This window comes from Streptomyces sp. NPDC050085 (assembly GCF_044460595.1).
Taxonomy (GTDB): domain Bacteria; phylum Actinomycetota; class Actinomycetes; order Streptomycetales; family Streptomycetaceae; genus Streptomyces.
Window position 1 is genome coordinate 192,072 of sequence record NZ_JBITJZ010000009.1, and the last position, 24,971, is coordinate 217,042.

18 protein-coding genes are annotated in these 24,971 nt (G+C 70.8%); 14 read left to right on the forward strand and 4 right to left on the reverse strand.

The features are described 5' to 3' along the window. Positions 1–125: 125 nt before the first annotated feature. Both ACIBUY_RS30180 and ACIBUY_RS30185 read left to right on the forward strand, forming a co-directional pair. On the forward strand, positions 126–584 hold the full coding sequence (locus ACIBUY_RS30180) for a hypothetical protein (RefSeq protein WP_365575587.1): 459 nt from the start codon (positions 126–128) through the stop codon (positions 582–584). A 125-nt stretch (positions 585–709) separates the two neighbouring features. Next, positions 710–2,539: a chitinase gene (locus tag ACIBUY_RS30185; RefSeq protein WP_399154287.1), complete on the forward strand. Its 1,830-nt coding sequence runs from the start codon at positions 710–712 to the stop codon at positions 2,537–2,539. 62 nt (positions 2,540–2,601) lie between these two features. Here the strand turns inward: ACIBUY_RS30185 and ACIBUY_RS30190 are convergent, their stop codons facing one another. From ACIBUY_RS30190 to gabT, 3 genes are all read right to left on the reverse strand, one after another. Further along, positions 2,602–4,389, reverse strand: coding sequence for a DUF262 domain-containing protein (locus ACIBUY_RS30190; protein ID WP_365575593.1), 1,788 nt, complete (start codon positions 4,387–4,389; stop codon positions 2,602–2,604). A gap of 87 nt (positions 4,390–4,476) precedes the next feature. Next, complete coding sequence (locus ACIBUY_RS30195; protein ID WP_399154288.1) at positions 4,477–5,025, reverse strand: phosphatase PAP2 family protein; 549 nt, start codon at positions 5,023–5,025, stop codon at positions 4,477–4,479. A gap of 375 nt (positions 5,026–5,400) precedes the next feature. Beyond that, positions 5,401–6,735 (reverse strand): 4-aminobutyrate--2-oxoglutarate transaminase, encoded by a 1,335-nt coding sequence (gene gabT, locus ACIBUY_RS30200; protein ID WP_365575599.1) that lies wholly within the window; start codon positions 6,733–6,735, stop codon positions 5,401–5,403. 250 nt (positions 6,736–6,985) lie between these two features. On the opposite strand from gabT, the gene ACIBUY_RS30205 reads away from it, so the two are divergent. The 4 genes from ACIBUY_RS30205 to ACIBUY_RS30220 all read left to right on the forward strand — a co-directional run bounded on the left by ACIBUY_RS30205 (position 6,986) and on the right by ACIBUY_RS30220 (position 14,799). After that, positions 6,986–9,097: an ATP-binding protein gene (locus ACIBUY_RS30205; RefSeq protein ID WP_399154289.1), complete on the forward strand. Its 2,112-nt coding sequence runs from the start codon at positions 6,986–6,988 to the stop codon at positions 9,095–9,097. Positions 9,098–9,235: 138 nt separating this feature from the next. Then, the gene (locus ACIBUY_RS30210; protein ID WP_399154290.1) at positions 9,236–10,924 is read left to right on the forward strand and encodes a PucR family transcriptional regulator; all 1,689 of its coding nucleotides are present in this window, start codon (positions 9,236–9,238) and stop codon (positions 10,922–10,924) included. A gap of 240 nt (positions 10,925–11,164) precedes the next feature. After that, positions 11,165–12,610 (forward strand): aldehyde dehydrogenase family protein, encoded by a 1,446-nt coding sequence (locus ACIBUY_RS30215; protein WP_399154291.1) that lies wholly within the window; start codon positions 11,165–11,167, stop codon positions 12,608–12,610. Positions 12,611–12,858: 248 nt separating this feature from the next. Further along, complete coding sequence (locus ACIBUY_RS30220; RefSeq protein WP_399154292.1) at positions 12,859–14,799, forward strand: acyl-CoA dehydrogenase family protein; 1,941 nt, start codon at positions 12,859–12,861, stop codon at positions 14,797–14,799. 1 nt (position 14,800) lies between these two features. On the opposite strand, the gene ACIBUY_RS30225 is transcribed toward ACIBUY_RS30220, so the two are convergent. Continuing rightward, positions 14,801–15,700: a LysR substrate-binding domain-containing protein gene (locus ACIBUY_RS30225; RefSeq protein WP_365580612.1), complete on the reverse strand. Its 900-nt coding sequence runs from the start codon at positions 15,698–15,700 to the stop codon at positions 14,801–14,803. 178 nt (positions 15,701–15,878) lie between these two features. On the opposite strand from ACIBUY_RS30225, the gene ACIBUY_RS30230 reads away from it, so the two are divergent. The 8 genes from ACIBUY_RS30230 (at position 15,879) to ACIBUY_RS30265 (ending at position 24,636) form a co-directional block, all read left to right on the forward strand. After that, entirely contained in the window at positions 15,879–16,772 is an 894-nt protein-coding gene (locus ACIBUY_RS30230) for an SDR family oxidoreductase (RefSeq protein ID WP_399154293.1), read from the forward strand. Between the two features lie 24 nt (positions 16,773–16,796). Continuing rightward, positions 16,797–17,162, forward strand: a complete 366-nt coding sequence (locus tag ACIBUY_RS30235; RefSeq protein ID WP_365580617.1) for a hypothetical protein — start codon at positions 16,797–16,799, stop codon at positions 17,160–17,162. 35 nt (positions 17,163–17,197) lie between these two features. After that, positions 17,198–18,478: a 1-deoxy-D-xylulose-5-phosphate reductoisomerase gene (dxr, locus tag ACIBUY_RS30240; protein WP_399154294.1), complete on the forward strand. Its 1,281-nt coding sequence runs from the start codon at positions 17,198–17,200 to the stop codon at positions 18,476–18,478. Beyond that, the gene (locus tag ACIBUY_RS30245; protein WP_365580623.1) at positions 18,475–19,776 is read left to right on the forward strand and encodes a site-2 protease family protein; all 1,302 of its coding nucleotides are present in this window, start codon (positions 18,475–18,477) and stop codon (positions 19,774–19,776) included. The genes dxr and ACIBUY_RS30245 overlap by 4 nt, the downstream gene beginning before the upstream one ends. Before the next feature lie 149 nt (positions 19,777–19,925). Beyond that, positions 19,926–21,083, forward strand: a complete 1,158-nt coding sequence (ispG, locus tag ACIBUY_RS30250) for a flavodoxin-dependent (E)-4-hydroxy-3-methylbut-2-enyl-diphosphate synthase (protein WP_399154295.1) — start codon at positions 19,926–19,928, stop codon at positions 21,081–21,083. A 291-nt stretch (positions 21,084–21,374) separates the two neighbouring features. Then, positions 21,375–22,223 carry a GNAT family N-acetyltransferase gene (locus tag ACIBUY_RS30255; protein ID WP_399154296.1) on the forward strand — a complete coding sequence of 283 codons (849 nt, stop codon included), beginning with the start codon at positions 21,375–21,377 and terminating at the stop codon, positions 22,221–22,223. A gap of 53 nt (positions 22,224–22,276) precedes the next feature. Further along, positions 22,277–22,846 carry a GNAT family N-acetyltransferase gene (locus ACIBUY_RS30260; protein WP_365579128.1) on the forward strand — a complete coding sequence of 190 codons (570 nt, stop codon included), beginning with the start codon at positions 22,277–22,279 and terminating at the stop codon, positions 22,844–22,846. Positions 22,847–22,935: 89 nt separating this feature from the next. Then, complete coding sequence (locus ACIBUY_RS30265) at positions 22,936–24,636, forward strand: proline--tRNA ligase (protein ID WP_399154297.1); 1,701 nt, start codon at positions 22,936–22,938, stop codon at positions 24,634–24,636. Positions 24,637–24,971 lie beyond the last annotated feature (335 nt).

A 24,971-nucleotide genomic window follows, 5' to 3' on the forward strand; every position in this document is an offset into this window, starting at 1 on the left:
CGCCCTGGTGGGGCGGTGTGACCCGGTTCACTACCAACAAGTAGCCCGAACCCGCGTAATGCTCGGGCCCCGGCCCCCTCTCGCTCGTGACCAACAGTGTCGGAGTGGAAGAGGGAGGTCCCGCCATGACTGGCTCGGGGGCTAAGTCGGCGGTCGAATGGCTGGTGTCGGTGGCGCCGGATCCGGAGGCGTGCCGCTGGGAATGGGAACGCAATCCGCTCGGCGTCGCGCTGCTGCCCGCCGGAAAACAATGGGACGTGCTGATCCTGCCGGGCGAGCTGGGCTACCCCACGCTCGACGTCCTCACCCGCGTCATCGACCGCCCGGGCCCGGTGCTCGCCGACTTCGGCGACGCGCGGATGGGGTTCTTCGTGCCGTCGGGCACGGCGGCCCGCTGGCTCGGCACCGGGGTGCGCGGCGCGGGCCGCGGCACCTGGATCGTGGTGCCCTATCCGGGCCGCGCGACCGGCGGGGTCCGCTGGCTGGTGCCGCCGGACGGTTCGGGCACGCTCACGGATCCCGCCCTGCTGGAGCTCGCCATGCACGAGGCGGCGGCCCAACTGGCCAGGGACGCGGGGGAGTAGGCGTGACCGGAGATTCCGGGACCGGAGGAGGTGGAGGCGGCTGAGACCCTTGACAACCGAATTGGTCTGGACCAAGTTGGGCGCGCTCCACCGTGCCCGTTCCCCCGCCCTGCCCGGAGGCACCCATGGACCACCCCAGACCGCACGCCCGCATACGGGGCCGGCTGCTCAGCACGCTGACGGCCGCCGCGCTCGCCGCGACCGGTCTCACCGCCGTGTCCGCGGCGACGGCCCGCGCGGCCGACGTCGACCTGGCGCGCAACGGCGGATTCGAGTCGTCCCTCGACGGCTGGACGTGTTCGGCGGGCACCGGCAGGACCGTGAACTCACCTGTCCACAGCGGTAGTTCGTCCCTCCAGGCCACGCCCACGGCCGGCGACAACGCCCAGTGCACCCAGACCGTCACGGTCAAGCCGGACTCGGCGTACACGCTCTCCGGCTACGTCCGCGGCAGCTACGTCTACCTCGGCGCCAGTGGCACCGGCACCACCGACGTCTCGACGTGGACCCAATCGGCCCCGGACTGGCAGCAGTTGACGACCAGCTTCCGCACCGGCCCGGCCACCACCAAGGTCACGATCTACACCCACGGCTGGTACGGCACCCCGGCCTACAACGCCGACGACCTCACCCTGATCGGCCCCGGCGGCGGCACCCCGGCCCCGCCCACCGCGCCCACGGGCCTGACGGCCGGTGCGGTCACCTCGTCCAGCGTCGCCCTCTCCTGGACGGCGGTCCCCGGAGCGACGAGCTACGCGATCTACGCCAACGGCACCAAGTCCCTTACGGCAACGGGCACTTCGGTGACGGTCACCGGCCTGACGCCCGCCACGGCGTACGGCTTCCAGGTGGCCGCGGTGAACGACGCGGGCGAGTCGGCGAAGTCCGCGACGGTCACGGCGACGACGGCCCAGGGGTCGGGTGGCACAGGCTCGTCGGACCTGCCCACCCACGCGCTGGTCGGCTACCTCCACGCGAGCTTCGCCAACGGCGCGGGCTACACCCGCCTCGCCGACGTCCCCGACAGCTGGGACGTCATCGACCTCGCCTTCGGCGAACCCACCTCCACCACGTCGGGCGACATCCGCTTCAACCGCTGCCCGGTGACCGAGTGCCCGACGGTCGAATCGGACGCCGACTTCAAGGCGGCGATCAAGGCCAAGCAGGCGGCGGGCAAGAAGGTCCTGATCTCGATCGGCGGCCAGAACGGCCAGGTCCAGCTCACCACCACGGCAGCCCGCGACACCTTCGTCTCATCGGTCTCCAAAATCATCGACGACTACGGCCTGGACGGCCTGGACGTCGACTTCGAGGGCCACTCCCTCTCCCTCGACACCGCCGACACGGACTTCAAGAACCCCACGACACCGGTCATCGTGAACCTCATCTCCGCGCTGAAGACCCTGAAGGCCAAGTACGGCGCGAAGTTCGTCCTGTCGATGGCCCCGGAGACCTTCTTCGTCCAGAACGGCTACCAGTTCTACGGCACCGGCAAATGGGGCGGTCAGGACCCGCGCTGCGGCGCGTACCTCCCGGTGATCCACGCCCTGCGCGACGACCTGACGCTCCTGCACGTCCAGGACTACAACTCGGGCCCGATCATGGGCCTCGACAACCAGTACCACTCCATGGGCGGCGCCGACTTCCACATCGCGATGACCGACATGCTCCTCACGGGCTTCCCGGTCGCGGGCGACCCCAACAACGTCTTCCCGCCGCTGCGCCCCGACCAGATCGCGATCGGCATGCCCGCCTCGACGAACGCGGGCAACGGCTACGTGTCCCCGGCCGAGGTCACCAAGGCCCTGGACTGCCTGACGAAGAAGACCAACTGCGGCGGGTACCCCACCCACGGCACGTGGCCGGCGCTGCGCGGCCTGATGACGTGGTCGGTGAACTGGGACCGGTTCAACAGCTGGGAGTTCCAGAAGAACTTCGACGCGTACTTCGGCTGAGGCCTCTTGGTACATGAGGCCGGTTGGCTACACCTTGTTTGGTGCAGGCAACCGGCTCGTCGTCATCGAATGAAGCGCTTCGCTGCAGCTACGGCTTCCGATGTAGTCATCTTACGGAGGCCGTCTCCGTCCCGGACGTAGTAGTCGCCGTCGTACTCGGACAGGTCCCGCTGAGCGGGGATTCGGGAAACCACGTAGGAGCGGCCTGAGTAGGAGACGGTATCAATATTGGCTAGCACGTCTCCCTTGAATTGAGGTTGAAGAGGAGACGACTGGACGGCTTTGATGATGTGGCGGACGTATGTCCCCATGTCCATACCTAGAGCCTTCACCTCTCGTTCGACTCCGAACAGTGACTTCTTGGCCAGCGGGACGGGAGAGATGGAATCCAGCTGCTCAATCCGGGCAGCATCCTTCTCGTCGTCGGCAATTCCGAAGATGATGTAGCCGTCGGCCTCCGGCCCTGTGTTGGCAATCGCGGACATGATCTTAGGGAGTCGACTCAAGAGCTCCTTGTTGATCTGACGCTTGGGGCCGAGTGAGGCGATGCCCTGCTTGAATTCGTAGCGTGCGCTTTCAATAGGGGCTCGCCTGATCAGGTTGGGGAATTCGATCTCCATGGCAGGTCCGTGCGTGAGTGGACCTGACGGAGAGGTGGTGAAGAACTTCTCGATCAGCCCGCGGACGACATCGATATTCGATTGCCGTTGTTCTTCTGTGGTCGTGTTTCTGCTTGGAATCAGCTTTGCTGTCACACGGTTGATGGCGGAAAATGCTCCATGAGGATCTGTCAGCTGTTTCCCATGCCGAATCATAAGATCGAAAAGGGCCATAAACACCGCGTAGAACGGCGTCTTGGCCGAGTTCCAGCCGCTGATGTTCACGTGCGACCGGAACGCTCCCACGATGTTAGGTTTCGTGGAGTCCACCATGGTTTTCATCGCGCCGAGGACAATTTTGACGTCGGCTGCGAGCTGGGTAGTCCCATATGTGGCGAGATCCTCGGCCAGCGACTTGCTTTCGGTCGTCTCGATATCGAAATATTTGTCCAGCGCTTCCGAGCTCATGCTGAAGGTGTTGCCGCGCACTGCGGAGATGCAGATGTCCGCCAGGAGTTGTTCGTCCTCACTTTGCTGGAGCTGCCTTGTGCTGAGGATGCCGAGGCTACACCAGAAAGTCTCTTCCGCGGCGATTCCGTGGCCGAGCCGCTCCCGCGCGGAGTCGATGGATACCATGGGCATTTTACTCAGCGGTAGCACTTCGGGTGAACTGTCGTAGCGAAAATCGGAGGCGAGGCCTCTGAGGAGTCGCACGAAGTCGCTCATGACCCCAGCCTGCCGCTTCTCTTGAGCGCTCAGTTGGCGTCCGCCCGAATTGATTCGGCGAAATACTTCGGTGACTTTGTCTTCCTCGCTCGATCCGAAGATTGTGACGGCGAGTTGGTAGTCGAGAAGGTCTGCGCACTGAGCGGCGGTGATGAGGGCCGGGCCGCCAGGTTCACGAGAAAATACGCCAGCGTCGGCCAACTGCCGGGCGCGGGAGAACTCTGACAGATCGAAGAAGCGTCGGTTCTCGTCACCGTTCACGGTGAGTCCGTACCGCTGCTCAACGAAACCGAAGATTGCGTCGAGTCGCTGCATCCCGTCGATGATCTCGTAGTTCTGGTCTGAGGTTTCAGCGAGCAGAAATAGCGGAATGGGAAAGCCGCGCAGGATGCTATCGATCAGATGCGTCTTCTCGTCCACGCCCCAGACGAGCTTTCGCTGGTAATTGCGGTTGACGATCAGCTTTTCGCTCCGGAAGAGGTTGTATGCCTCCTGGATTGACATGCCGCGTGGTGTGATGGACACGTGTATCCCCTGGTCGCTCTACGTTCTGGGGCACGTAGCTTGGCGTGTTGGGGCAGGCTGGAACGCGGCATGTCAGTATTTGTTTGATCATGTTCGCGGTCGGGATCGCTGTCGCTGCGCGCGGGCCTGCGCGAGATGCAGGCCCATGAGCAGTACCACCGCCAGACACCAGCTCCCCACCACGTCGACCGGCCAGTGATACCCCTGCCGCACGAGCCCCAGGCCTACGGCCGCGTTCAACACGACGCAGCCGTAGGCCGGTTCGCGTCCGCGGAGTGCGGGACGCAGCAGGAGCGCGCACAGGCCGTACGCGACCGCTGCCGTTGCCGCGTGGCCCGACGGGTAGAAGCCCGTCTCCGGGGACATGGGCGGTGGGCCCGGGCGGGCGAGGAGGGACTGGAGCGGGGCCACCAGGGCCGGGACCAGGGCCATCGTGAGTGCCGCGGTCACAGCGGGGCGCCAGGTTCGGGTGCGGTAGGTGGTGTACGCGAGGGTGGCCGCCAGGATCGGCAGGGCCACCGTCATGTTGCCGAGGTCCGCGAAGAACTCCGCGAGGGGGGAGGGGATCGCGGTCGTCGTGCGGATCGCGTTGCCGAGGCGCTCGTCGGGGGAGAGGAGCGGGCCGTCGGCGGCCACCTGCCACGTGAGGGCGGCGAAGACGAGGGCCGACGCAAGCGCCAGGAAAATGGCCGGGCGCCCCGGAGCAGGGGGGGTAGCTCCGAGGCGCCCGATCTGATCGGGGTGCCGCGCGCCCCGGGGGGTTTGGGGCGGGCGACCGTCCGATCGGTGAGGAGTTCCGGAGCCGGAAGCTCCGGGTGTGTGCGCGAGGGCACGACCAGGGCGGGGCTGGGGAGGCTCCGTCCCGGTGTCGCCCACAGTCCCCTGTGGGCGGGGTGTTTCTCTCATCTGCAGAAACCGTACGTCAGGGGGTGGGGGCACAACAGCCGCTTCGGCAACATGCCATCGGCCCCCCACACGTTCTTCACATGGCCCGACTCCGGGCCGGAGTGCTCAGAGCGCCGCGAACGCGTTCTCGATGACGTCCAGACCCTCGTTGAGCAGGTCCTGACCGATGACCAGCGGGGGCAGGAAGCGCAGCACATTGCCGTAGGTGCCGCAGGTGAGGACGAGGACGCCCTCCGCGTGGCAGGCCTTGGCGAGGGCGGCGGTCGCCTCCGGGTTCGGCTCCTTGGTGGCGGGGTCCTTGACCAGCTCGATGGCGATCATGGCGCCGCGGCCGCGCACGTCGCCGATGACGGAGAACTTCTCCTGCATCGCCGACAGACGCGTCTTCATCGTCTGCTCGATCTCCTTCGCCTTCGCGTTGAGGTCGAGCTCCTTCATCGTCTCGATGGCGCCGAGCGCACCGGCGCAGGCCACCGGGTTGCCGCCGTAGGTGCCGCCGAGGCCGCCCGCGTGCGCGGCGTCCATGATCTCGGCGCGGCCCGTGACGGCGGCGAGCGGGAGGCCGCCCGCGATGCCCTTGGCCGTCGTGATCAGGTCGGGCACGATGCCCTCGTCCTCGCACGCGAACCACTGGCCGGTGCGGCAGAAGCCGGACTGGATCTCGTCGGCGACGAACACGATGCCGTGGTCGGAGGCGAACTTGCGGATCGCCGGCAGGAAGCCCTTGGCCGGCTCGATGAAGCCGCCCTCGCCGAGCACCGGCTCGATGATGATCGCGGCGACGTTCTCCGCGCCGATCTGCTTGGTGATCTGGTCGATGGCCTGGGCGGAGGCCTCGGCGCCCGCGTTCTCCGGGCCGGTCAGCCAGCGGTAGCCGTAGGCCACCGGTACGCGGTAGACCTCGGGGGCGAACGGGCCGAAGCCCTGCTTGTACGGCATGTTCTTCGAGGTCAGCGCCATCGTCAGGTTCGTACGGCCGTGGTAGCCGTGGTCGAAGACGACGACCGCCTGGCGCTTGGTGTACGCACGGGCGATCTTGACCGCGTTCTCGACGGCCTCCGCGCCGCTGTTGAAGAGCGCGCTCTTCTTCGCGTGGTCGCCCGGCGTCAGCTCCGCGAGGGCCTCGGCGACCTCCACGTAACCCTCGTACGGCGTGACCATGAAACAGGTGTGGGTGAAGTCCTGGAGCTGGGCCGAGGCCCGGCGGACCACTGCCTCGGCGCTCGCGCCGACCGACGTGACCGCGATGCCGGAGCCGAAGTCGATCAGACGGTTGCCGTCGACGTCCTCGATGATGCCGCGGTCCACGCGGGCGGTGAAGACCGGCAGCGTGGAGCCCACGCCCGCGGCGACGGCGGCGAGGCGGCGCTGCTGCAGCTCCTGCGACTTCGGGCCGGGGATGGCGGTGACGACGCGGCGCTCCTGCGGGATGTCGCTCATGCGGGGCTCCTGGTTCTGTTCCGGCCCGGCCACGGTGGCGCGGGGTGATTCGGGGCTTTCTCGCAGGTTAGGCGCGGGGTCGGGGCGTGGTCATGCTCCATTGGGGTGGGGTCGCGCGGCCCCGTTGTCCTCGGTGGACAGGTCGTGGCGGGTGCCGCCTGGGCGCGTAAGCGGTGAACTCCCTTGGCGCGGGCATTAAATTGAGGCGGATCCGCCGGGCGAGAGCGTGCGTTGAGCAGGGGGCAAGGTCATGGACACCGAGGGAACGAGCGGCTCCACCGAGGACCGGGCGGCGCCGGCCGCGGTGCCGCCGCCCAGGCCCGCCCACGCACCCGGACAGGGGCCGGTGCACGGCAGCGTCTCCGCGGGCACCACGTTCCTGACCTGGCTGCGCACGCCCCGGCCCGCCGCCGCCCCCGGTGTGTGGCGGTTCGGGCACCGGCCGAAGGCCGAGCAGGAGCCGGAGGTGACGCCGGTGCGGCAGCTGATCAGCGGCGCGGTGATCGCGTTCCTGGTGGGCTGGCTCGTCTGGTCGCTGCTGTGGAACGGCTACCTCGGCGGCTGGTGGCTGCTGCCGCTGTACGCGATGGTCCCGGACTCCTGGGCGTCCCCGCACTCGTTCACGTCCGTCGTGATCGTCTACCTCTACTACGCCGCCTTCGCGGTCGGGATCATGGTCGCCGTCGGACGGCTCGGCCGGTGGGGCGAGCTGTGGCGGCGCTTCGGCTATCCCGCCTGGCGCACGGCCGCACCGGTCCAGGCCGAGCGGGCGCCGGCCCCCGAGAAGGACCCCGCCCAGTGGCCCCAGCTGCGCGACGCCGGTGCCGTCGACGCCGCGGACCGGCTCGTCGCCGACGCCCGCGCCGGGCTGATGCGCGACGTCGACCTGGCCCGCATCGCCCGCGCCTGGCAGGGCGTCAAGCGCGGCCGGCACAGCCTCGCGTCCTTCAGCGCCGCGGTGGTCAAGGACGGCGCCGCCGCCTGCCCGCACCCCTCCGGTACGCGGGACCTGCCCGCCCGCGCCGCCCGCCACGACCTGGCCGTCGCCCAGGTCAGGATCGGCACGGCCGCCGACGACGCCCGCAACCCGTACGCGTACCGGGGCGTCGGAGTCGCCCTCGGCCCGGACCTGCTCGGCACCTCGCTGCTCGCCGTCGGGCCGCCCGGCGCGGGCAAGACCGGCAGTGTCGTGTGGCCGCTCGCGGAGTCGCTGTGCCTGGGGGCGCTCGCCGGACGGGCCGCCGTCGTCGTCGTCGGGGCGGCCGGGGCGGGGCTCGGCGCGCAGGACACGTACGACATCGTGGTCCGCGTCGGCCAGGCCGACTCCGTCTACGACCTCGACCTGTACGGCGGCAGCAAGGACCCGGACGAGGCCGCGGCCGTGCTCGCCGAGGCGCTCGTCGGCGACCTCGCCGACCCGCAGCCCGGCGGGGACAGCCGCCGCTCCACCACCGTCCTCGGCCAGCTCCTCGGCCCCTTCCACACGGTCCACCGGCGGTTCCCGTCCGTGCCCGAGCTGCGGCAGCTCCTCGACGGGGTGCCCGCCGCCCTCGACGCGCTGCGCAAGGCGCTCACCGAGGCGGGCCACGACGCGATGCTGCGCGAACTCGACGCCCGCGAGCGGCAGTTGGGGCACCCCGGTGACGTGGGTGCCGTCCTCGCCGACCGCATCGCCCTGCTCGACCGGCCTGCCTTCGCGCCCTTCTTCGACACCTCGGGCACGACCCGGCCGTTCTCGCTGCGCGCCCTCGACCACCCCGTGCGCGTACGGATCGACCTGCCGGAGCGCGGGCACGCGGACGCCTCCCGGATCCTCGCGCGGCTCGTACTCGCCCAGTTCATGGCGAGCGTGGCCGTCCGCGAGGACCGCTCTCTGTTCGCCTGCCTCGTCCTCGACGACGCCACCGGGGTCGTCACCCCGCAGGCCGTCCGCGGCATCCAGCGCCTGCGCTCGGCGAACGCCGGCGCCGTGTTCACCCTGCGCACCCTCGACGACGTGCCGCGCGCGCTGCGCTCCCCGCTGCTCGGCTCCGTCGGCTGCCGGATGGCGCTGTCCGGCCTTACCCCGTGGGACGGGCAGGACTTCGCCGAGGTCTGGGGCAAGGAGTGGACCGAGGCCCGCGACGTCACCGACCGGCAGATCATCGCCGAGACCCCGGCGGGCAAGGCGCTGCACGCCGTGCGCCGGGTGATCACCGGGCGGGCGCCGACCGCCCGCGCCGTCACCGTCCGCCAGGTCGAACGCGAACGCTGGTCCGCCTCCGACCTCGCCCACGCCGTCCCGCCGGGCCACGCCGTCCTCTCCCTCACCACCGTGCGCGGGGAGCACGCGCCGCCCCTGCTGGTGGACCTGCGGACGTGAGCTTGCGCTGAGAATCGCGGGGGCGGCCTTCCGGAGTACGTACGGTGAGGCAGAATCGGCACTGGTCCTTCATACGGACCGGCCAAAAGCTTCACACCAGCTTCCTCACGTACTTGTCCCCACGTATTTGAAGGCCCCATGCCGCCCACGCTCGCCTCGCTCGTCCACCACTCCGCGCTCAAGCTCACCGTGCGCGCGGGCGAGGGGCAGCTGGACACCCCCGTCCGCTGGGCGCACGTGAGCGAGCTCGCCGACCCCGTCCCGTACATGGAGGGCGGCGAGCTGCTGCTCATCACCGCCCTCAAGCTGGACGCCGAGGACCCCGACGCGATGCGGCGGTACGTGAAGCGGCTCAGCGGGGCGGGCGTCGTGGGCCTCGGCTTCGCGGTCGGCGTCAACTACGACGACGTACCCGAAGCGCTGGTGAAGGCCGCCGAGGAAGCGGGCCTCCCGCTCCTCGAAGTGCCCCCGCGCACCCCCTTCATCGCCATCAGCAAGGCGGTCTCCGCGGCCATCGCCGCCGACCAGTACCGCGCCGTCACCTCCGGCTTCGCGGCCCAGCGCGAGCTCACCAAGCAGGCCCTGAACGAGGGCCCCGAAGGACTGCTCGCCGTCCTCGCCGGACAGGTCGACGGATGGGCCGCGCTGTACGACGCGTCGGGCGCCGTCGTCGCCACCGCCCCCGAGTGGGCGGGACGCCGGGCCGCGCGCCTGACCCCCGACGTCGAACGGCTGCGGGAGCGGCCCGCCCCCGCCAGCGCCGTCGTGTCCGGGGGCGCGGAGAACGGGGTCGACCGGGTCGAGCTGCACTCCATCGGCACGGGGCGCAGGGCGCGGGCCGCGCTCGCGGTCGGCACGGCGGCGGCCCTCGGCACCGCCGAGCGGTACGCGCTGCACTCGGCCATCGCCCTGCTGACCCTGACCACCGAGCGCTCGCGCGCGCTGTACGCCGCCGAGCAGCGGATCGGCGCGGCCGTGCTGCGCATGCTGCTCGCGGGCGAACCCGACCACGCGCGGGCCGTCGCCGGTGACCTGTACGGGGCGCTGCTCGACGCGCCGTTCCGGATGGTGCTCGCGGAGACGGTGGCCCCGCCGCCGAGCGGGGTCGCGGCCCCGGCCGGGGCCGCCGCCGTGTCCGGGACCGCGCTGCTCCTCGCCGAAGCGGTGACCGGCGCGGGCGGCGCGTCCATGGAACCCCTCTCGGTGCTCGCGGACATCGTCGAGTCGGCCGCGGCGCGGGCGGGCGAGGCGGTGCTCGTCGTCCCCGACGGGGAGCGGCTCGTGCTGCTCACGGTCGACGGGGGCGCCGCGGCGGAGGCGTGCGTGCAGTACGCCGAGGTGCTCGAGGCGACCCGCGCAGACGGCTCCGCCGGTTCTGGTTCTGGTTCCGGTTCTGGTTCTGGGGACGAGCTCCTCATCGGCTTCTCGGCACCGGCCGGGCCGATCGCCGCCGCGACCGCGTTCAAGCAGGCCGAGCAGGCGCTGTCCGTCGCGCGGCGGCGCGGCCGGATCCTGGTCGAGCACGAGGACGTCGTGGCCGGGTCCGTGCTGCCGCTGCTCGGGGACGACGCGGTGCGGGCCTTCGCGGACGGCCTGTTGCGGGCCCTGCGGGACCACGACGCGACCGGCCGGGGCGACCTGGTCGCCTCCCTGCGGGCCTGGCTGTCACGCCACGGCCAGTGGGACGCCGCCGCCGCGGACCTCGGCGTCCACCGCCACACGCTGCGGTACCGGATGCGCCGCGTCGAGGAAATCCTGGGCCGGTCCTTGGACGACCCGGACGTACGGATGGAACTGTGGCTGGCGCTGAAGGCGACCGGGGGCTAGCCGCCCTTGCGCCGTAATCCCGCCGGTTCGTGTGCGGCTGCGGCGCCGTCGTTCCCCGCGCCCCTGAAGGCCGCAGGCCTTCCAGGGGCGCGGGGAACTGCGCGAGAAGCCCCACCGGCGTGCACCCGCCAACCGAACCCACGGAACTACGGCGCCTAGGCCAATCCGGCGAACGACCCGCACCCAACTACTCCGCCCCGTCCAAACGGTCCCGCCCCGCGTCGCGCATACCGTGGCCCCATGACCGACACCCACGCCTTCTGGCTCGCCGGCCGCCAGGCCACCGGAGACGTCACGTTCGACGTCCACAACTCCTACGACGGCCGTCTCGTGGGCACCGTCGCCGTTCCGACCGAGGCCCAGGTCGAAGAGGCCATCGCCGCCGCGCACGCCGTGGTGGACGAGTTCGCCGCGACCCCGGCACACGTGCGGGCCAAGGCGCTGAACCACGTCGCCGACCGCCTCACCGAGCGCACCGAGGAGATCGCGCAGCTGATCTCCGCGGAGAACGGCAAGCCGATCAAGTGGGCCCGCGGCGAGGTCGGCCGCGCGGTCAGCGTCTTCCGGTTCGCCGCCGAGGAGGCCCGCCGCTGGAACAGCGGTGACGCGCAGCGCCTCGACACCGACCAGGGCGGCACGGGCCGCCTCGCGCTGACCCGCCGCATCCCCAAGGGCGTCGTCCTCGGCATCGCCCCGTTCAACTTCCCGCTGAACCTGAGCGCCCACAAGGTCGCCCCGGCCATCGCGGTCGGCGCCCCGATCATCCTGAAGCCGGCGCCCGCGACCCCGATCTCCTCCCTCGTCCTCGGCGAGCTGCTCGCGGAGACGGACCTGCCCGCCGGTTCGTGGTCGGTCCTCACCGTGCCGAACGACCGCATGCCCGCCCTCGTACAGGACGAGCGGCTGCCCGTCATCTCCTTCACGGGTTCCGGACCGGTCGGCTACGCGATCATGGACAGCGTCCCGCGCAAGCACTGCACGCTCGAGCTCGGCGGCAACGGCGCGGCGGTCGTCCTCGGCGACTACGCCTCCGACGCCGACCTGGACTGGGCCGCGACCCGCATCGCCACCTTCTCCAACTACCAGGGCGGCCAGTCCTGCATCTCGGTGCAGCGCGTCATCGCCGACGCCGCCGTGTACGACCGGCTGCTCCCGAAGGTCGTCGCCGCCGTCGAGGCGCAGGTCACCGGCGATCCGGCCGACGACGCCACCGACGTGGGCCCGCTGGTGAGCGAGGACGCCGCGAAGCGCGTGGAGGCATGGGTCGACGAGGCCGTGGCCGCCGGTGCGTCGCTCCTCGCGGGCGGCAAGCGCGACGGCGCCACGTACGCGCCGACCGTCCTCGCCGACGTGCCGGGCGACGTGACGATCTCCTGCGAGGAGGTCTTCGGGCCGGTCCTGACCGTCAAGAAGGTCGACGGCGAGGCCGAGGCGTTCGCCGCCGTCAACGACTCCAAGTACGGCCTCCAGGCAGGGGTGTTCACGCACGACCTGCAGACCGCGTTCCGCGCCCACCGCGCGCTCGAGGTCGGCGGCGTCGTCGTCGGCGACGTGCCGTCCTACCGGGCCGACCAGATGCCGTACGGCGGTGCCAAACAGTCCGGCGTCGGCCGCGAGGGCGTCCGCTACGCGATGGACGACTACACGTACGAGCGCGTCCTCGTCCTGACGGGCCTCGCCCTCTAGAGCACGCATCGGACGGCCGGAGCCCACTGTGCGGGGGCTCCGGCCGTCCTTGCCGTGCCCGCACGGGGGATTCGAGGGAACTGGCCCAGGACCAAAGGGAGTTCATCGACTCGGCATCGCGCACAGCACGGACGACCCGGGGATGCGCGGGGACTGGTCGACATGGACCGAATCCGGTACATACGATCGAGTAGCACCGGTCGGTAACGGACCGGCCCGTGCACCCGACGCGCGGCGAGGTGAACCTCATGTCCGCAACACCACAGCCCGGGGCCAAGGTCTCCGAACGGGAGGCCCGGCAGGTCGCCGAGGCGGCCCGCGAGCAGGACTGGCGCAAGCCCAGCTTCGCCAAGGAGCTGTTCCTCGGCCGGTTCCGCATCGACCTCATCCATCCGCACCCGCTGCCCGCCGACGAGGACGCGCAGCGAGGCGAGGCGTTCCTCGCGCAGCTGCGCGACTTCTGCGAGACGAAGGTCGACGCGGCCCGCATCGAGCGCGAGGCGAAGATCCCCGACGAGACGATCAACGGGCTCAAGGAGCTCGGCGCCCTCGGCATGAAGATCGACCGCAAGTATGGCGGCCTCGGCCTCACCCAGGTCTACTACAACAAGGCGCTCGCCCTGGTCGGCTCGGCCAGTCCAGCCCTCGGCGCGCTGCTTTCCGCGCACCAATCCATCGGCGTGCCACAGCCGTTGAAGCTGTTCGGCACGCAGGAGCAGCGGGACGCGTTCCTGCCGCGGTGCGCGCGCACCGACATCAGCGCGTTCCTGCTGACCGAGCCCGACGTGGGCTCCGACCCGGCGCGCCTGGCGACCCTGGCCGTGCCCGACGGCGACGACTACGTCCTGGACGGCGTGAAGCTGTGGACGACGAACGGCGTGGTCGCCGACCTCCTCGTCGTCATGGCCCGCGTACCGAAGTCGGAGGGCCACAAGGGCGGCATCACCGCGTTCGTCGTGGAGGCCGACTCCGAGGGCGTCACGGTCGAGAACCGCAACGCCTTCATGGGGCTGCGCGGCCTGGAGAACGGTGTGACCCGCTTCCACCAGGTCAGGGTCCCCGCCGCGCACCGCATCGGCCCCGAGGGAGCGGGCCTGAAGATCGCCCTCACCACCCTCAACACCGGCCGTCTGTCGCTGCCCGCCATGTGCGTCGGCGCGGGCAAGTGGTGCCTGAAGATCGCCCGTGAGTGGTCGGCGGCGCGCGAACAGTGGGGCAAACCGGTCGCGTTCCACGAGGCCGTCGGCACGAAGATCAGCTTCATCGCGGCGACCACGTTCGCCCTGGAAGCGGTGCTCGACCTCTCCTCCCAGATGGCCGACGAGGACCGCAACGACATCCGCATCGAGGCCGCCCTCGCCAAGCTCTACGGCTCCGAGATGGCCTGGCTGATGGCCGACGAACTCGTCCAGATCCGCGGCGGCCGCGGCTTCGAGACGGCCGAGTCCCTCGCCGCACGCGGCGAGCGCGCGGTCCCGGCGGAACAGATCCTGCGCGACCTGCGCATCAACCGCATCTTCGAGGGCTCGACGGAGATCATGCACCTGCTGATCGCCCGCGAGGCCGTGGACGCCCACCTGTCGGTGGCGGGCGACCTGATCGACCCCGACAAGTCCCTCGCCGACAAGGCGAAGGCAGGCGCGAAGGCGGGCGGCTTCTACGCACGCTGGCTGCCGAAACTGGTCGCGGGCCCCGGCCAACTCCCGCGCTCGTACGCCGAGTTCCACCCGGCGGGCCACGCCGACCTCTCCGGCCACCTGCGCTACGTGGAACGCGCCTCCCGCAAACTCGCCCGCTCCACCTTCTACGCCATGTCCCGCTGGCAGGGCCGCATGGAGACCAAGCAGGGCTTCCTCGGCCGCATCGTCGACATCGGCGCCGAACTCTTCGCCATGAGCGCGGCCTGCGTACGCGCCGAACTCCTGCGCACCACCGAGGAGTACGGCCGCGAGGCCTACCAACTCGCCGACATCTTCTGCCGCCAGGCCCGCATCCGCGCCGACGAACTCTTCGACCGCCTGTGGACCAACACCGACGAACTCGACCACAAGGTCGTCAAGGGCGTCATCGGCGGCACGTACGCCTGGCTGGAACAGGGCATCGTCGACCCCAGCGGCGAAGGCCCCTGGATCGCGGACGCCACCCCAGGACCGTCCAAGAGGGAGAACGTGCACCGGCCGATCCGCTAGCTCACGCCTTCGACGCGGGTCCGGTCAGCCGGGCCCGCGCCAGGGAGCGGAACTGCGCCACGAGCCGACCGGTGTCGCCGGCCCGCGACGCCAGCACGACATGGCTCGGCTCGACCCCCTCGAGGGGCACCTCCACGATGTCCGGGCGCAGGCTCGCCGCCCGGATCCCGTACGCGGCAATGGCCAACGACCGCCCGGCGGCGACCAGTTCGAGCTTGTCCTCCATCGCCTGGATCAGCGGCCCGTCCGGCACCCGGCTGCCGTCGGGCCGCGGGTCGATCCGCCAGAACGCGTTCCACGCCGGGTCCTCGGGCACCCGCGGCAGCGGTTCGCCCGCGATGTCGTCGAGCGTGACGGACTCCCTCTCCGCGAGGCGGTGCCCGCGCGGCACGAGCAGCGTGCGCGGCTCGTCGTACAGCACGGCCACGTCCAACTCGGCGGTGGAGAAGGGCAGTCGGGCCAGCACGACGTCCACCCGGTGGTCGAGCAGCGCGGGGCGCGGCTCGTTCCAGGCCAGCTGCACCACCTGCACCTCGGCGTCCGGCCTGCGGCGGCGCAGCTCCTGCACCTCCGGCGTGACGAAGAGCCCCGGCAGATGCCCGACGACGAGCCGGGCGGGTTCGGCCGCCGCCCGTGTCTCCGCCGCCGCCCGCTCGGCCGACCGCAACAGCGCCTTCGCGCGCGGCAGGAACACCTCACCGGCCCCGGTGAGCCGACTGCCCTGCGGCGTACGGTCCAACAGGCGCGCCCCCAGCTGCTGTTCGAGCCGCCGGACCTGCCGGCTCAGCGACGGCTGCGTGGTGTGCAGGGCCTCGGCGGCACGGCCGAAGTGCCGCAGCTCGGCGACCACGGTGAAGTAGCGCACCAGGCGCAGATCCAGATCGGGCGCGGAATTACCCATACCGACAGGGTATGCCGACAGCGCCCGGCAGGAGTCGCCGATGACGTCACTGACCTGGCGTGATGCCTGATCCGTATTGCGTGATGAGGAACGGGCCTTGGACCGCGCGCACCCCCGCTCCCGACGATGGACCCACCACCGCACCAAGCGGTTCCACCCCGAACGAAGGAGCGCACTCATGCGTGTGTTTGTCACCGGCGCCAGCGGCTGGGTCGGCTCGGCCGTCGCCCGTGAACTGCTGTCCGCCGGCCACGAGGTCGTCGGTCTCGCCCGCTCGGACGCCTCCGCCGCCAAGCTGGACGCCGCGGGCCTCACGGTGCGCCGCGGCTCGGTCCAGGACCTCGACACCCTCGCCGACGCCGCGAAGGACTCCGACGGCGTCCTGCACCTGGCCTTCGACCACTCCTGGACCGACTACGCGGCCGCGGGCGCCGCCGACGTCCGTGCCGTCGAGGCGATGGGCGGCGCCCTCGAAGGCACCGGCAAGCCGCTCGTCGTCACCTCCGGGCTGTGTTTCGCGCCGGGCATCGTCGGCAGCGAGGACGACCCCGGCTCGCCCCGGGCCGCGGGCGCGATCCGCGTCCCGGCGGAGAACGCGACGCTCGCCCTCGCCGAACGCGGGGTCCGCGCCTCGGTGCTGCGCCTCGCCGGTTCCGTGCACGGCAAGGGCGATCACGGCTTCGTGGCCCGGCTCGTGGAGGTCGCCCGCGAGACGGGCGTCGCCGCGGTCGTCGGGGACGGCGCCAACCGCTGGCCCGCCGTGCATGTCGAGGACGCGGCACGGCTGTACCGGCTCGCCCTGGAAGCGGCACCGTCCGGCGTCCGGCTGCACGGCGTCGCCGAAGAGGGCGTGCCGACGCGGGACATCGCAGCCGTCATCGCGCGGCGGCTCGACGTGCCGCTGCGCGAACTCACCCCCGAACAGGCGGCGGAGCACTTCACCTGGCTGTCCCGTTTCGCGGGCACGGACATGAGCGCCACCAGCGAGCGCACCCGCGCCCTCCTCGACTGGCACCCCACCCGCCCGACGCTCCTCGAAGACCTGGAGGACCATTACTTCGCAACTTCCTGAGCAACCACACCATGGGGGGCCCTGATGGGCGACGACGCCAAGTACCGCAACGACCTCGAACGCCGCATGCTCGCCGAGGCACAGCGCCACCGCGCCCGCGGCCTGGGCCTGCTGTGGGCGGGCGGCCTGCTGTGGCTGTACGTCGCGCTCAGAATGGTCCTGCCGTGGTCGGTGCTCGGCGCGGACCCGGACTGCGGCGCCCCGCTCTTCGAGCGCTTCCACGTGTACTCCGACGGCAGCGCGAGCGACGCGTGCACCGTCAGCCCCTGGCCCACGCTCCTGACGGTGCTGCTCGTCTCCGTCCCCTTCCTCGTCACGGGCGCCGCCCTGTACGTACGCGGCATCGTGACCGCCAATCTCAGCCACTACGCCCGCTCCATGGCCCGGTGACCCGCACCACCGCCGGGCCACGCAACAATGGGGGGATGACCGAAAGCGCAGTCAGCCCATCCCCTCTCGCGGACCCGCACCTCGTCTTCGACCCGGCGCCCCTGCACGACACGGCCGCGCCCCGGGACATCGTCGTCCTGGGCTCGACGGGCTCGATCGGCACGCAGGCCATCGACCTCGTGCTGCGCAACCCCGACCGGTTCAGGGTCACCGCCCTGAGCGCGGCGGGCGGGCGGGTCGCCCTCCTCGCCGAGCAGGCGTACCGGCTGCGCGTGCGCACCGTCGCCGTCGCCCGAGAGGACGTCGTGCCCGCGCTGCGCGAGGCGCTCCGGGCGCAGTACGGGACGGGCGAGCCGCTGCCCGAGATCCTCGCGGGCCCGGACGCGGCCACCGAGATCGCGGGCCGCGGCGACTGCCACACCGTCCTCAACGGCATCACGGGCTCCATCGGCCTCGCGCCGACGCTCGCCGCCCTCGAAGCGGGCCGCACCCTCGCCCTCGCCAACAAGGAGTCGCTGATCGTCGGCGGCCCGCTGGTGAAGGCGCTCGCCGAGCCCGGCCAGATCATCCCGGTCGACTCCGAGCACGCGGCCCTCTTCCAGGCGCTCGCCGCCGGCACCCGCGCCGACGTCCGCAAGCTGGTCGTCACCGCGTCCGGCGGCCCCTTCCGCGGCCGCACGAAGGCGGACCTCGCGCACGTCACGGTCGAGGACGCGCTCGCGCACCCCACCTGGGCGATGGGCCCGGTCATCACGATCAACTCGGCGACCCTGGTCAACAAGGGCCTGGAAGTCATCGAGGCGCACCTCCTCTACGACATCCCCTTCGACCGCATCGACGTGGTCGTGCACCCGCAGTCGTACGTCCACTCCATGGTCGAGTACGTCGACGGCTCCTCGATCCTGCAGGCGACGCCGCCCGACATGCGCGGCCCGATCGCGATCGGCCTCGGCTGGCCCGAGCGGATCCCGGACGCGGCCCCGGCTTTCGACTGGACGAAGGCGTCGAGCTGGGAGTTCTTCCCCCTCGACAACGACGCGTTCCCGTCGGTCGGGCTCGCCCGGCACGTGGGGGAGCTCGCGGGCACGGCCCCGGCGGTGTTCAATGCCGCCAACGAGGAGTGCGTGGACGCCTTCCTGAAGGGCGGCCTGCCGTTCAACGGGATCATGGAGACCGTCACCCGGGTCGTCGAGGAACACGGCACACCGGAAACGGGAACTTCCCTGACGGTCGCGGACGTCCTCGAAGCGGAGACCTGGGCACGGGCCCGGGCCCGTGACCTGACGAAGACGACGCATGCGGAGGCTCGTGCATGACGACCTTGATGATGATCCTCGGCATAGTCGTCTTCGTGGTGGGCCTGCTCGTCTCCATCGCCTGGCACGAGCTGGGCCACCTGTCGACGGCGAAGCTCTTCGGCATCCGCGTCCCCCAGTACATGGTCGGCTTCGGCCCCACCATCTGGTCGCGGAAGAAGGGCGAGACCGAGTACGGCATCAAGGCGATCCCGCTCGGCGGCTACATCCGCATGATCGGCATGTTCCCGCCGGGTGAGGACGGCAGGATCGAGGCGCGCTCGACCTCCCCGTTCCGCTCGATGGTCGAGGACGCGAGGGCCGCGGCCTTCGAGGAACTGCAGCCCGGCGACGAGACCCGCCTCTTCTACACGCGCAAGCCGTGGAAGCGCGTGATCGTGATGTTCGCGGGCCCGTTCATGAACCTGGTCCTGGCGGTCGGGCTCTTCTTCACGGTCCTGATGGGCTTCGGCGTCACCCAGCAGACGAACACGGTGGAGTCCGTCTCGCCCTGCGTGATCCAGGCCAGCGCCAACCGCGACACCTGCAAGGCGTCCGACCCCAAGTCCCCGGCGCAGCAGGCCGGACTGCGGGCGAAGGACAAGATCGTGTCCTTCAACGGGGTGCCGACGGACAAGTGGAACACCCTGTCCGACGAGATCCGCGAGAGCGCGGGCAAGACCGTCCCGATCGTCGTCGAGCGCGACGGGCAGCAGAAGACCCTCACGGCCAAGATCGCCACGAACCAGGTGGCCAAGAAGGACTCCAGCGGGCAGATCACCGACGGCTACGTCAAGGCCGGCTTCCTCGGCTTCACCGCCGCCACCGGCGTCGTCCAGCAGGACTTCGGCGACTCCGTGACCTGGATGACCGACCGGGTCGGCGACGCCGTCGACTCCATCGTCGCCCTCCCGGCGAAGATCCCGGCCCTGTGGGACGCGGCGTTCGGCGACGGCCCGCGCGAGCAGGACTCCCCGATGGGCGTGGTCGGAGCGGCCCGCGTCGGCGGCGACATCGCCGCGCTCGACATCCCCGCCACCCAGAAGCTCGCCATGTCCCTGATGCTGGTAGCGGGCTTCAACCTCTCGCTCTTCCTCTTCAACATGCTGCCGCTGCTCCCGCTCGACGGCGGGCACATCGCGGGCGCGCTGTGGGAGTCGCTGCGGCGGAACCTGGCGCGGGTGTTCCGGCGCCCCGACCCGGGCCCGTTCGACGTGGCGAAGCTCATGCCGGTCGCGTACGTCGTCGCCGGGATCTTCGTCTGCTTCACCATCCTGGTGCTCATCGCGGACGTGGTTAACCCGGTGAAAATCTCCTGATTGACCAGGATTTACGACGGCCGGGCACGCTGTGTGTCCGGCCGTCCACCTTTGAGTGGAGTTACGGGGCGCGGTGTGCCCGGGCGCGCGCCGGTGACGTAATCTCGAAAGCCTCTGGACTCGATCCACACCTTGGGGTTGCACAGCAGATGACTGCGATTTCACTCGGCATGCCGGACGTACCGACCAAGCTCGCCGAGCGGCGCAAGAGCCGTCAGATCCAGGTCGGTACCGTCGCAGTCGGCGGCGACGCCCCGGTCTCGGTGCAGTCGATGACGACGACGCGTACGTCCGACATCGGCGCCACGCTGCAGCAGATCGCCGAGCTGACCGCGTCCGGCTGCCAGATCGTGCGCGTGGCCTGCCCCACCCAGGACGACGCCGACGCGCTGCCCGTCATCGCCAAGAAGTCGCAGATCCCGGTGATCGCCGACATCCACTTCCAGCCGAAGTACGTCTTCGCCGCCATCGAGGCGGGCTGCGCCGCGGTCCGGGTCAACCCGGGCAACATCAAGCAGTTCGACGACAAGGTCAAGGAGATCGCCAAGGCGGCGAAGGACCACGGCACCCCGATCCGCATCGGCGTGAACGCGGGCTCCCTGGACCGCCGCCTGCTCCAGAAGTACGGCAAGGCCACCCCCGAGGCGCTCGTCGAGTCGGCCCTGTGGGAGGCCTCCCTCTTCGAGGAGCACGACTTCCGCGACATCAAGATCTCGGTGAAGCACAACGACCCGGTCGTGATGGTCAACGCGTACCGCCTCCTGGCCGAGAAGTGCGACTACCCCCTGCACCTCGGTGTGACGGAGGCGGGCCCGGCGTTCCAGGGCACGATCAAGTCGGCGGTCGCCTTCGGCGCGCTGCTCTCCGAGGGCATCGGCGACACGATCCGCGTCTCCCTCTCGGCCCCGCCGGTCGAGGAGATCAAGGTGGGCAACCAGATCCTGGAGTCGCTGAACCTCAAGCCCCGCCGCCTGGAGATCGTCTCCTGCCCCTCCTGCGGCCGCGCCCAGGTCGACGTCTACAAGCTCGCCGAGGAGGTCACCGTCGGCCTCGACGGCATGGAGGTCCCGCTCCGCGTCGCCGTCATGGGCTGCGTCGTGAACGGCCCGGGCGAGGCCCGCGAGGCCGACCTCGGCGTCGCCTCCGGCAACGGCAAGGGCCAGATCTTCGTCAAGGGCGAGGTCATCAAGACGGTCCCCGAGTCGAAGATCGTGGAGACGCTGATCGAGGAGGCGATGAAGATCGCCGAGCAGATGGAAGCGGACGGCGTCGCCTCCGGCGAGCCCACGGTGGCCGTCGCGGGCTGACTCCGGCGCGGGCCCCATCACGCCTTTTCGCGCGCTCGTCTGCCGGGTCCTTCCGGCGGGCGGGCGCGCGTGTGTTGTGGCTGGTCGCGCAGTTCCCCGCGCCCCTGAAGGCCGCAGGCCTTCAGGGGCGCGGGGAACTGCGCGAGAAGCCCCACCGGCCGACAGTCGCCCACGAGACCCGAACCAGGCACGACGAGAGGGCGAGGGCCGCCGAAGGCAGGCCCAGTACACCCGCCCCCACCGGCAGGTACAGTGCGGAGATCAGCATCCCAGCCGAAAAGGCCCCCGCACGTGTTGACCCAGACCACCACCCGGGTCCTCGACCCGAGTGACCTAGACGCCGCGCTCGCCGTGCTCGACCGCGAGCCGGTCGTCAATGCCTTCGTGACGGCCCGCGTCCGCGTCGCCGGCCTGGACCCGTGGCGCCTGGGCGGCGAGATGTGGGGCTGGTACGAGGACGGGATCCTGGCTTCCCTCTGCTATGCGGGCGCGAACCTCGTGCCGATCTGCGCCACCGACCGGGCCGTACGCGGCTTCGCCGACCGCGCGCGCCGGGCGGGCCGCCGCTGCTCCTCGATCGTCGGCCCCGCCGAGCCCACCGCCCGCCTGTGGCAGCTGCTCGAACCGTCCTGGGGCCCGGCCCGCGACGTCCGCGCCCACCAGCCGCTGATGGTGGCCGACCGGATGCCCACGGACGTGACGCCCGACCCGTACGTGCGCCGCATCCGCAAGGACGAGATGGACACGATCATGCCCGCGTGCGTGGCGATGTTCACCGAGGAGGTCGGCGTCTCCCCGCTGGCCGGCGACGGCGGCCTGCTCTACCAGGCACGGGTGGCCGAACTGGTCGGCTCCGGGCGCTCGTTCGCCCGCCTCGACGAACACGGCAAGGTCGTCTTCAAGGCGGAGATCGGCGCCGCCACCGACCAGGCCTGCCAGATCCAGGGCGTCTGGGTCGCCCCCGAGTACCGCGGCCGCGGCCTCGCGGCCCCCGGCATGGCCGCGGTCCTGCGCTACGCCCTCGCCGACGTCGCCCCCGTCGTGAGCCTGTACGTCAACGACTTCAACACCCCCGCGCGGGCCGCGTACCGCAGGGTCGGCTTCGACGAGGTCGGCGCGTTCATGAGCGTCCTGTTCTGAGACAGGTCCTGACCCGCGCACACCCTTCGGGCACCCCGGGGTACCCTCCCCGCATGCCGCACCGGAACCGCATGGACGACGCAGATGACACAGCCGTCACCATCGGCCCCCTCGACCTGCGTACCCGCGTCGACGAGGCCCTCGCCGTCCAGGCGTACGCGTTCGGCCTGAGCGACGACGAGATCGCCGTACGCCGTCAGATCGTGCTGCGGCACATCACGTACCCGGGAGCCCGCGCGCTCGGCGCGACCACCGGCACGGGCCGCCTCGTCGGCTTCGTCTACGGCATGCCGAACGACCGCACCCACTGGTGGTCCACCGTCGTCGAGCCGTACCTGCGCAGCCGCGGCAGCGACGAGTGGCTCGACGACTCCTTCGTCATCACGGAGCTGCACGTCCACCCCGGTTTCCAGAACCGCGGCATCGGCCGCACCCTCATCACCACCATCACCGACGCCGCCCCGCAGCCCCGCTCGATCCTCTCCGCGATCGACTTCGACAGCCCGGCCCGTGGCCTGTACCACGCGCTCGGCTACGAGGACCTGGCCCGCCAGGTGCTGTTCCCCAGCGCCCCGCGGCCGTACGCGGTGATGGGCGCCCCCCTCCCGCTCAGGCGCCGCTGACCGCGGCCACGACGGGAACCGATTTCCGGCCGCGCCCGACCCCCGGCTAACCTCCTGGCATCACCCTTACGCAGCAGGAGTCGAGAAACATGGCCAAAGCCCAGGTCCAGCGCATGTCCCGGTTGATGGTGAAGACCTTGCGCGACGACCCGGCGGACGCCGAGGTGCTGAGCCACAAGCTCCTGGTCCGCGCCGGTTTCGTGCGCCGCACCGCCGCCGGCGTCTGGTCCTGGCTGCCGCTCGGCAAGAAGGTCCTCGCCAACGTCGAGCGCGTCGTGCGCGAGGAGATGGACGCCATGGGCGCCCAGGAGGTCACCCTCCCCGCCCTGCTGCCCAAGGAGCCCTACGAGGCGACCAACCGCTGGACCGAGTACGGCGCCGAGCTGTTCCGCCTCCAGGACCGCCGCGGCGGCGACTACCTCCTCGGCCCCACCCACGAGGAGATCTTCACGCTCCTGGTCAAGGACCAGTGCACGTCCTACAAGGACCTGCCCGTGATCCTCTACCAGATCCAGACGAAGTACCGCGACGAGGCCCGCCCCCGCGCCGGCATCCTGCGCGGCCGCGAGTTCCTCATGAAGGACTCGTACTCCTTCGACCTGGAGGACGAGGGCCTCGCCCAGTCCTACGCGCTGCACCGCGCCGCGTACCAGAAGATCTTCGAGCGCCTGGGCCTCGACTACCGCATCTGCGCCGCCACCGCGGGCGCCATGGGCGGCTCCAAGTCCGAGGAGTTCCTCGCCCCGGCCGCGGCCGGCGAGGACACCTTCGCCGACTGCCCGAACTGCGACTACGCGGCGAACACCGAGGCGGTCTCCTTCGCCCTGAAGCCGGTCGACGCCGACGGCGTCGCCGCCCTCGAAGAGATCCCGACCCCCGACACCCCCACGATCGAGACGCTCGCCGCGCACCTCGGCGTGCAGGCCTCCGAGACCCTCAAGAACCTCCTCGTGAAGGTCGACGGCGAGATCGTCGCCGTCGGCGTCCCCGGCGACCGCGAGGTCGACATGGACAAGGTCGAGGCCCACTTCGCCCCGGCCGCCGTCGAGTTGGTCACGGCCGAGGACTTCGAGGGCCGCGACGACCTCGTGCGCGGCTACGTCGGCCCGCAGGGCCTGGAGAAGGTCACCTACCTCGCCGACCCGCGCGTCGCCCCCGGCACCGCCTGGATCACCGGCGCCAACAAGGACGGCGTGCACGCGAAGAACGTCGTCGCGGGCCGTGACTTCGAGGTCTCCGAGTACGTCGACGTCGTCGTCGTCCAGGAGGGCGACCCCTGCCCCTCCTGCGGCACGGGCCTGAAGCTGGACCGCGCCATCGAGATCGGCCACATCTTCCAGCTCGGCCGCAAGTACGCCGACGCCTTCCAGCTCGACGTGCTCGGCCAGAACGGCAAGCCGGTCCGCGTGACCATGGGCTCGTACGGCATCGGCGTCTCCCGCGCCGTCGCCGCCCTCGCCGAGCAGCACGCCGACGACAAGGGCCTGATCTGGCCCGAGGAGATCGCCCCGGCCGACGTGCACGTGGTGGCCGCGGGCAAGGCGCTCCAGACCGAGCTCGCGCTCGAGGTCTCGGACCTGCTGGCCGAGGCGGGCGTCCGCGTCCTGGTCGACGACCGCCCGGGCATCTCGCCCGGCGTGAAGTTCACCGACTCCGAGCTCATCGGCGTACCGAAGATCCTGGTCGCGGGCCGCCGCTCCGGCGACCGCGTCCTCGAGCTGAAGGACCGCCGCACCGGTGAGCGCGAGGAGCTCACGGTCGAGGAGGCCGTGGCCCGCCTCACCGCCTGATCGCTCCGATCGATCCGATCGCCGGGAAAGCTCATTCCGGCACTACTGCCGGCTCACAGCTTTCTCATGGTCGCCCCGGACTCCTAGGGTCCGGGGCGATGCCTTTTCGTCGCCGGAGGCGAAAAACACGACGCGGGACACCACCTCGGGCGCATTCCACCATCCCGACGGCACCGTACGCCTCGTGCGCAGCGCCCTGACGGTCTTCTCCGGCGAACTCGACGCCCACGCCCGGGGGTTGTGCACCGCCCTGGGCTCCTCGCCCTGAAGATCGTGCCCTGAAGAACGTGTCCTGAAGAACGTGTACTGAAATTCGTTTGACGGTGCTGTCTATC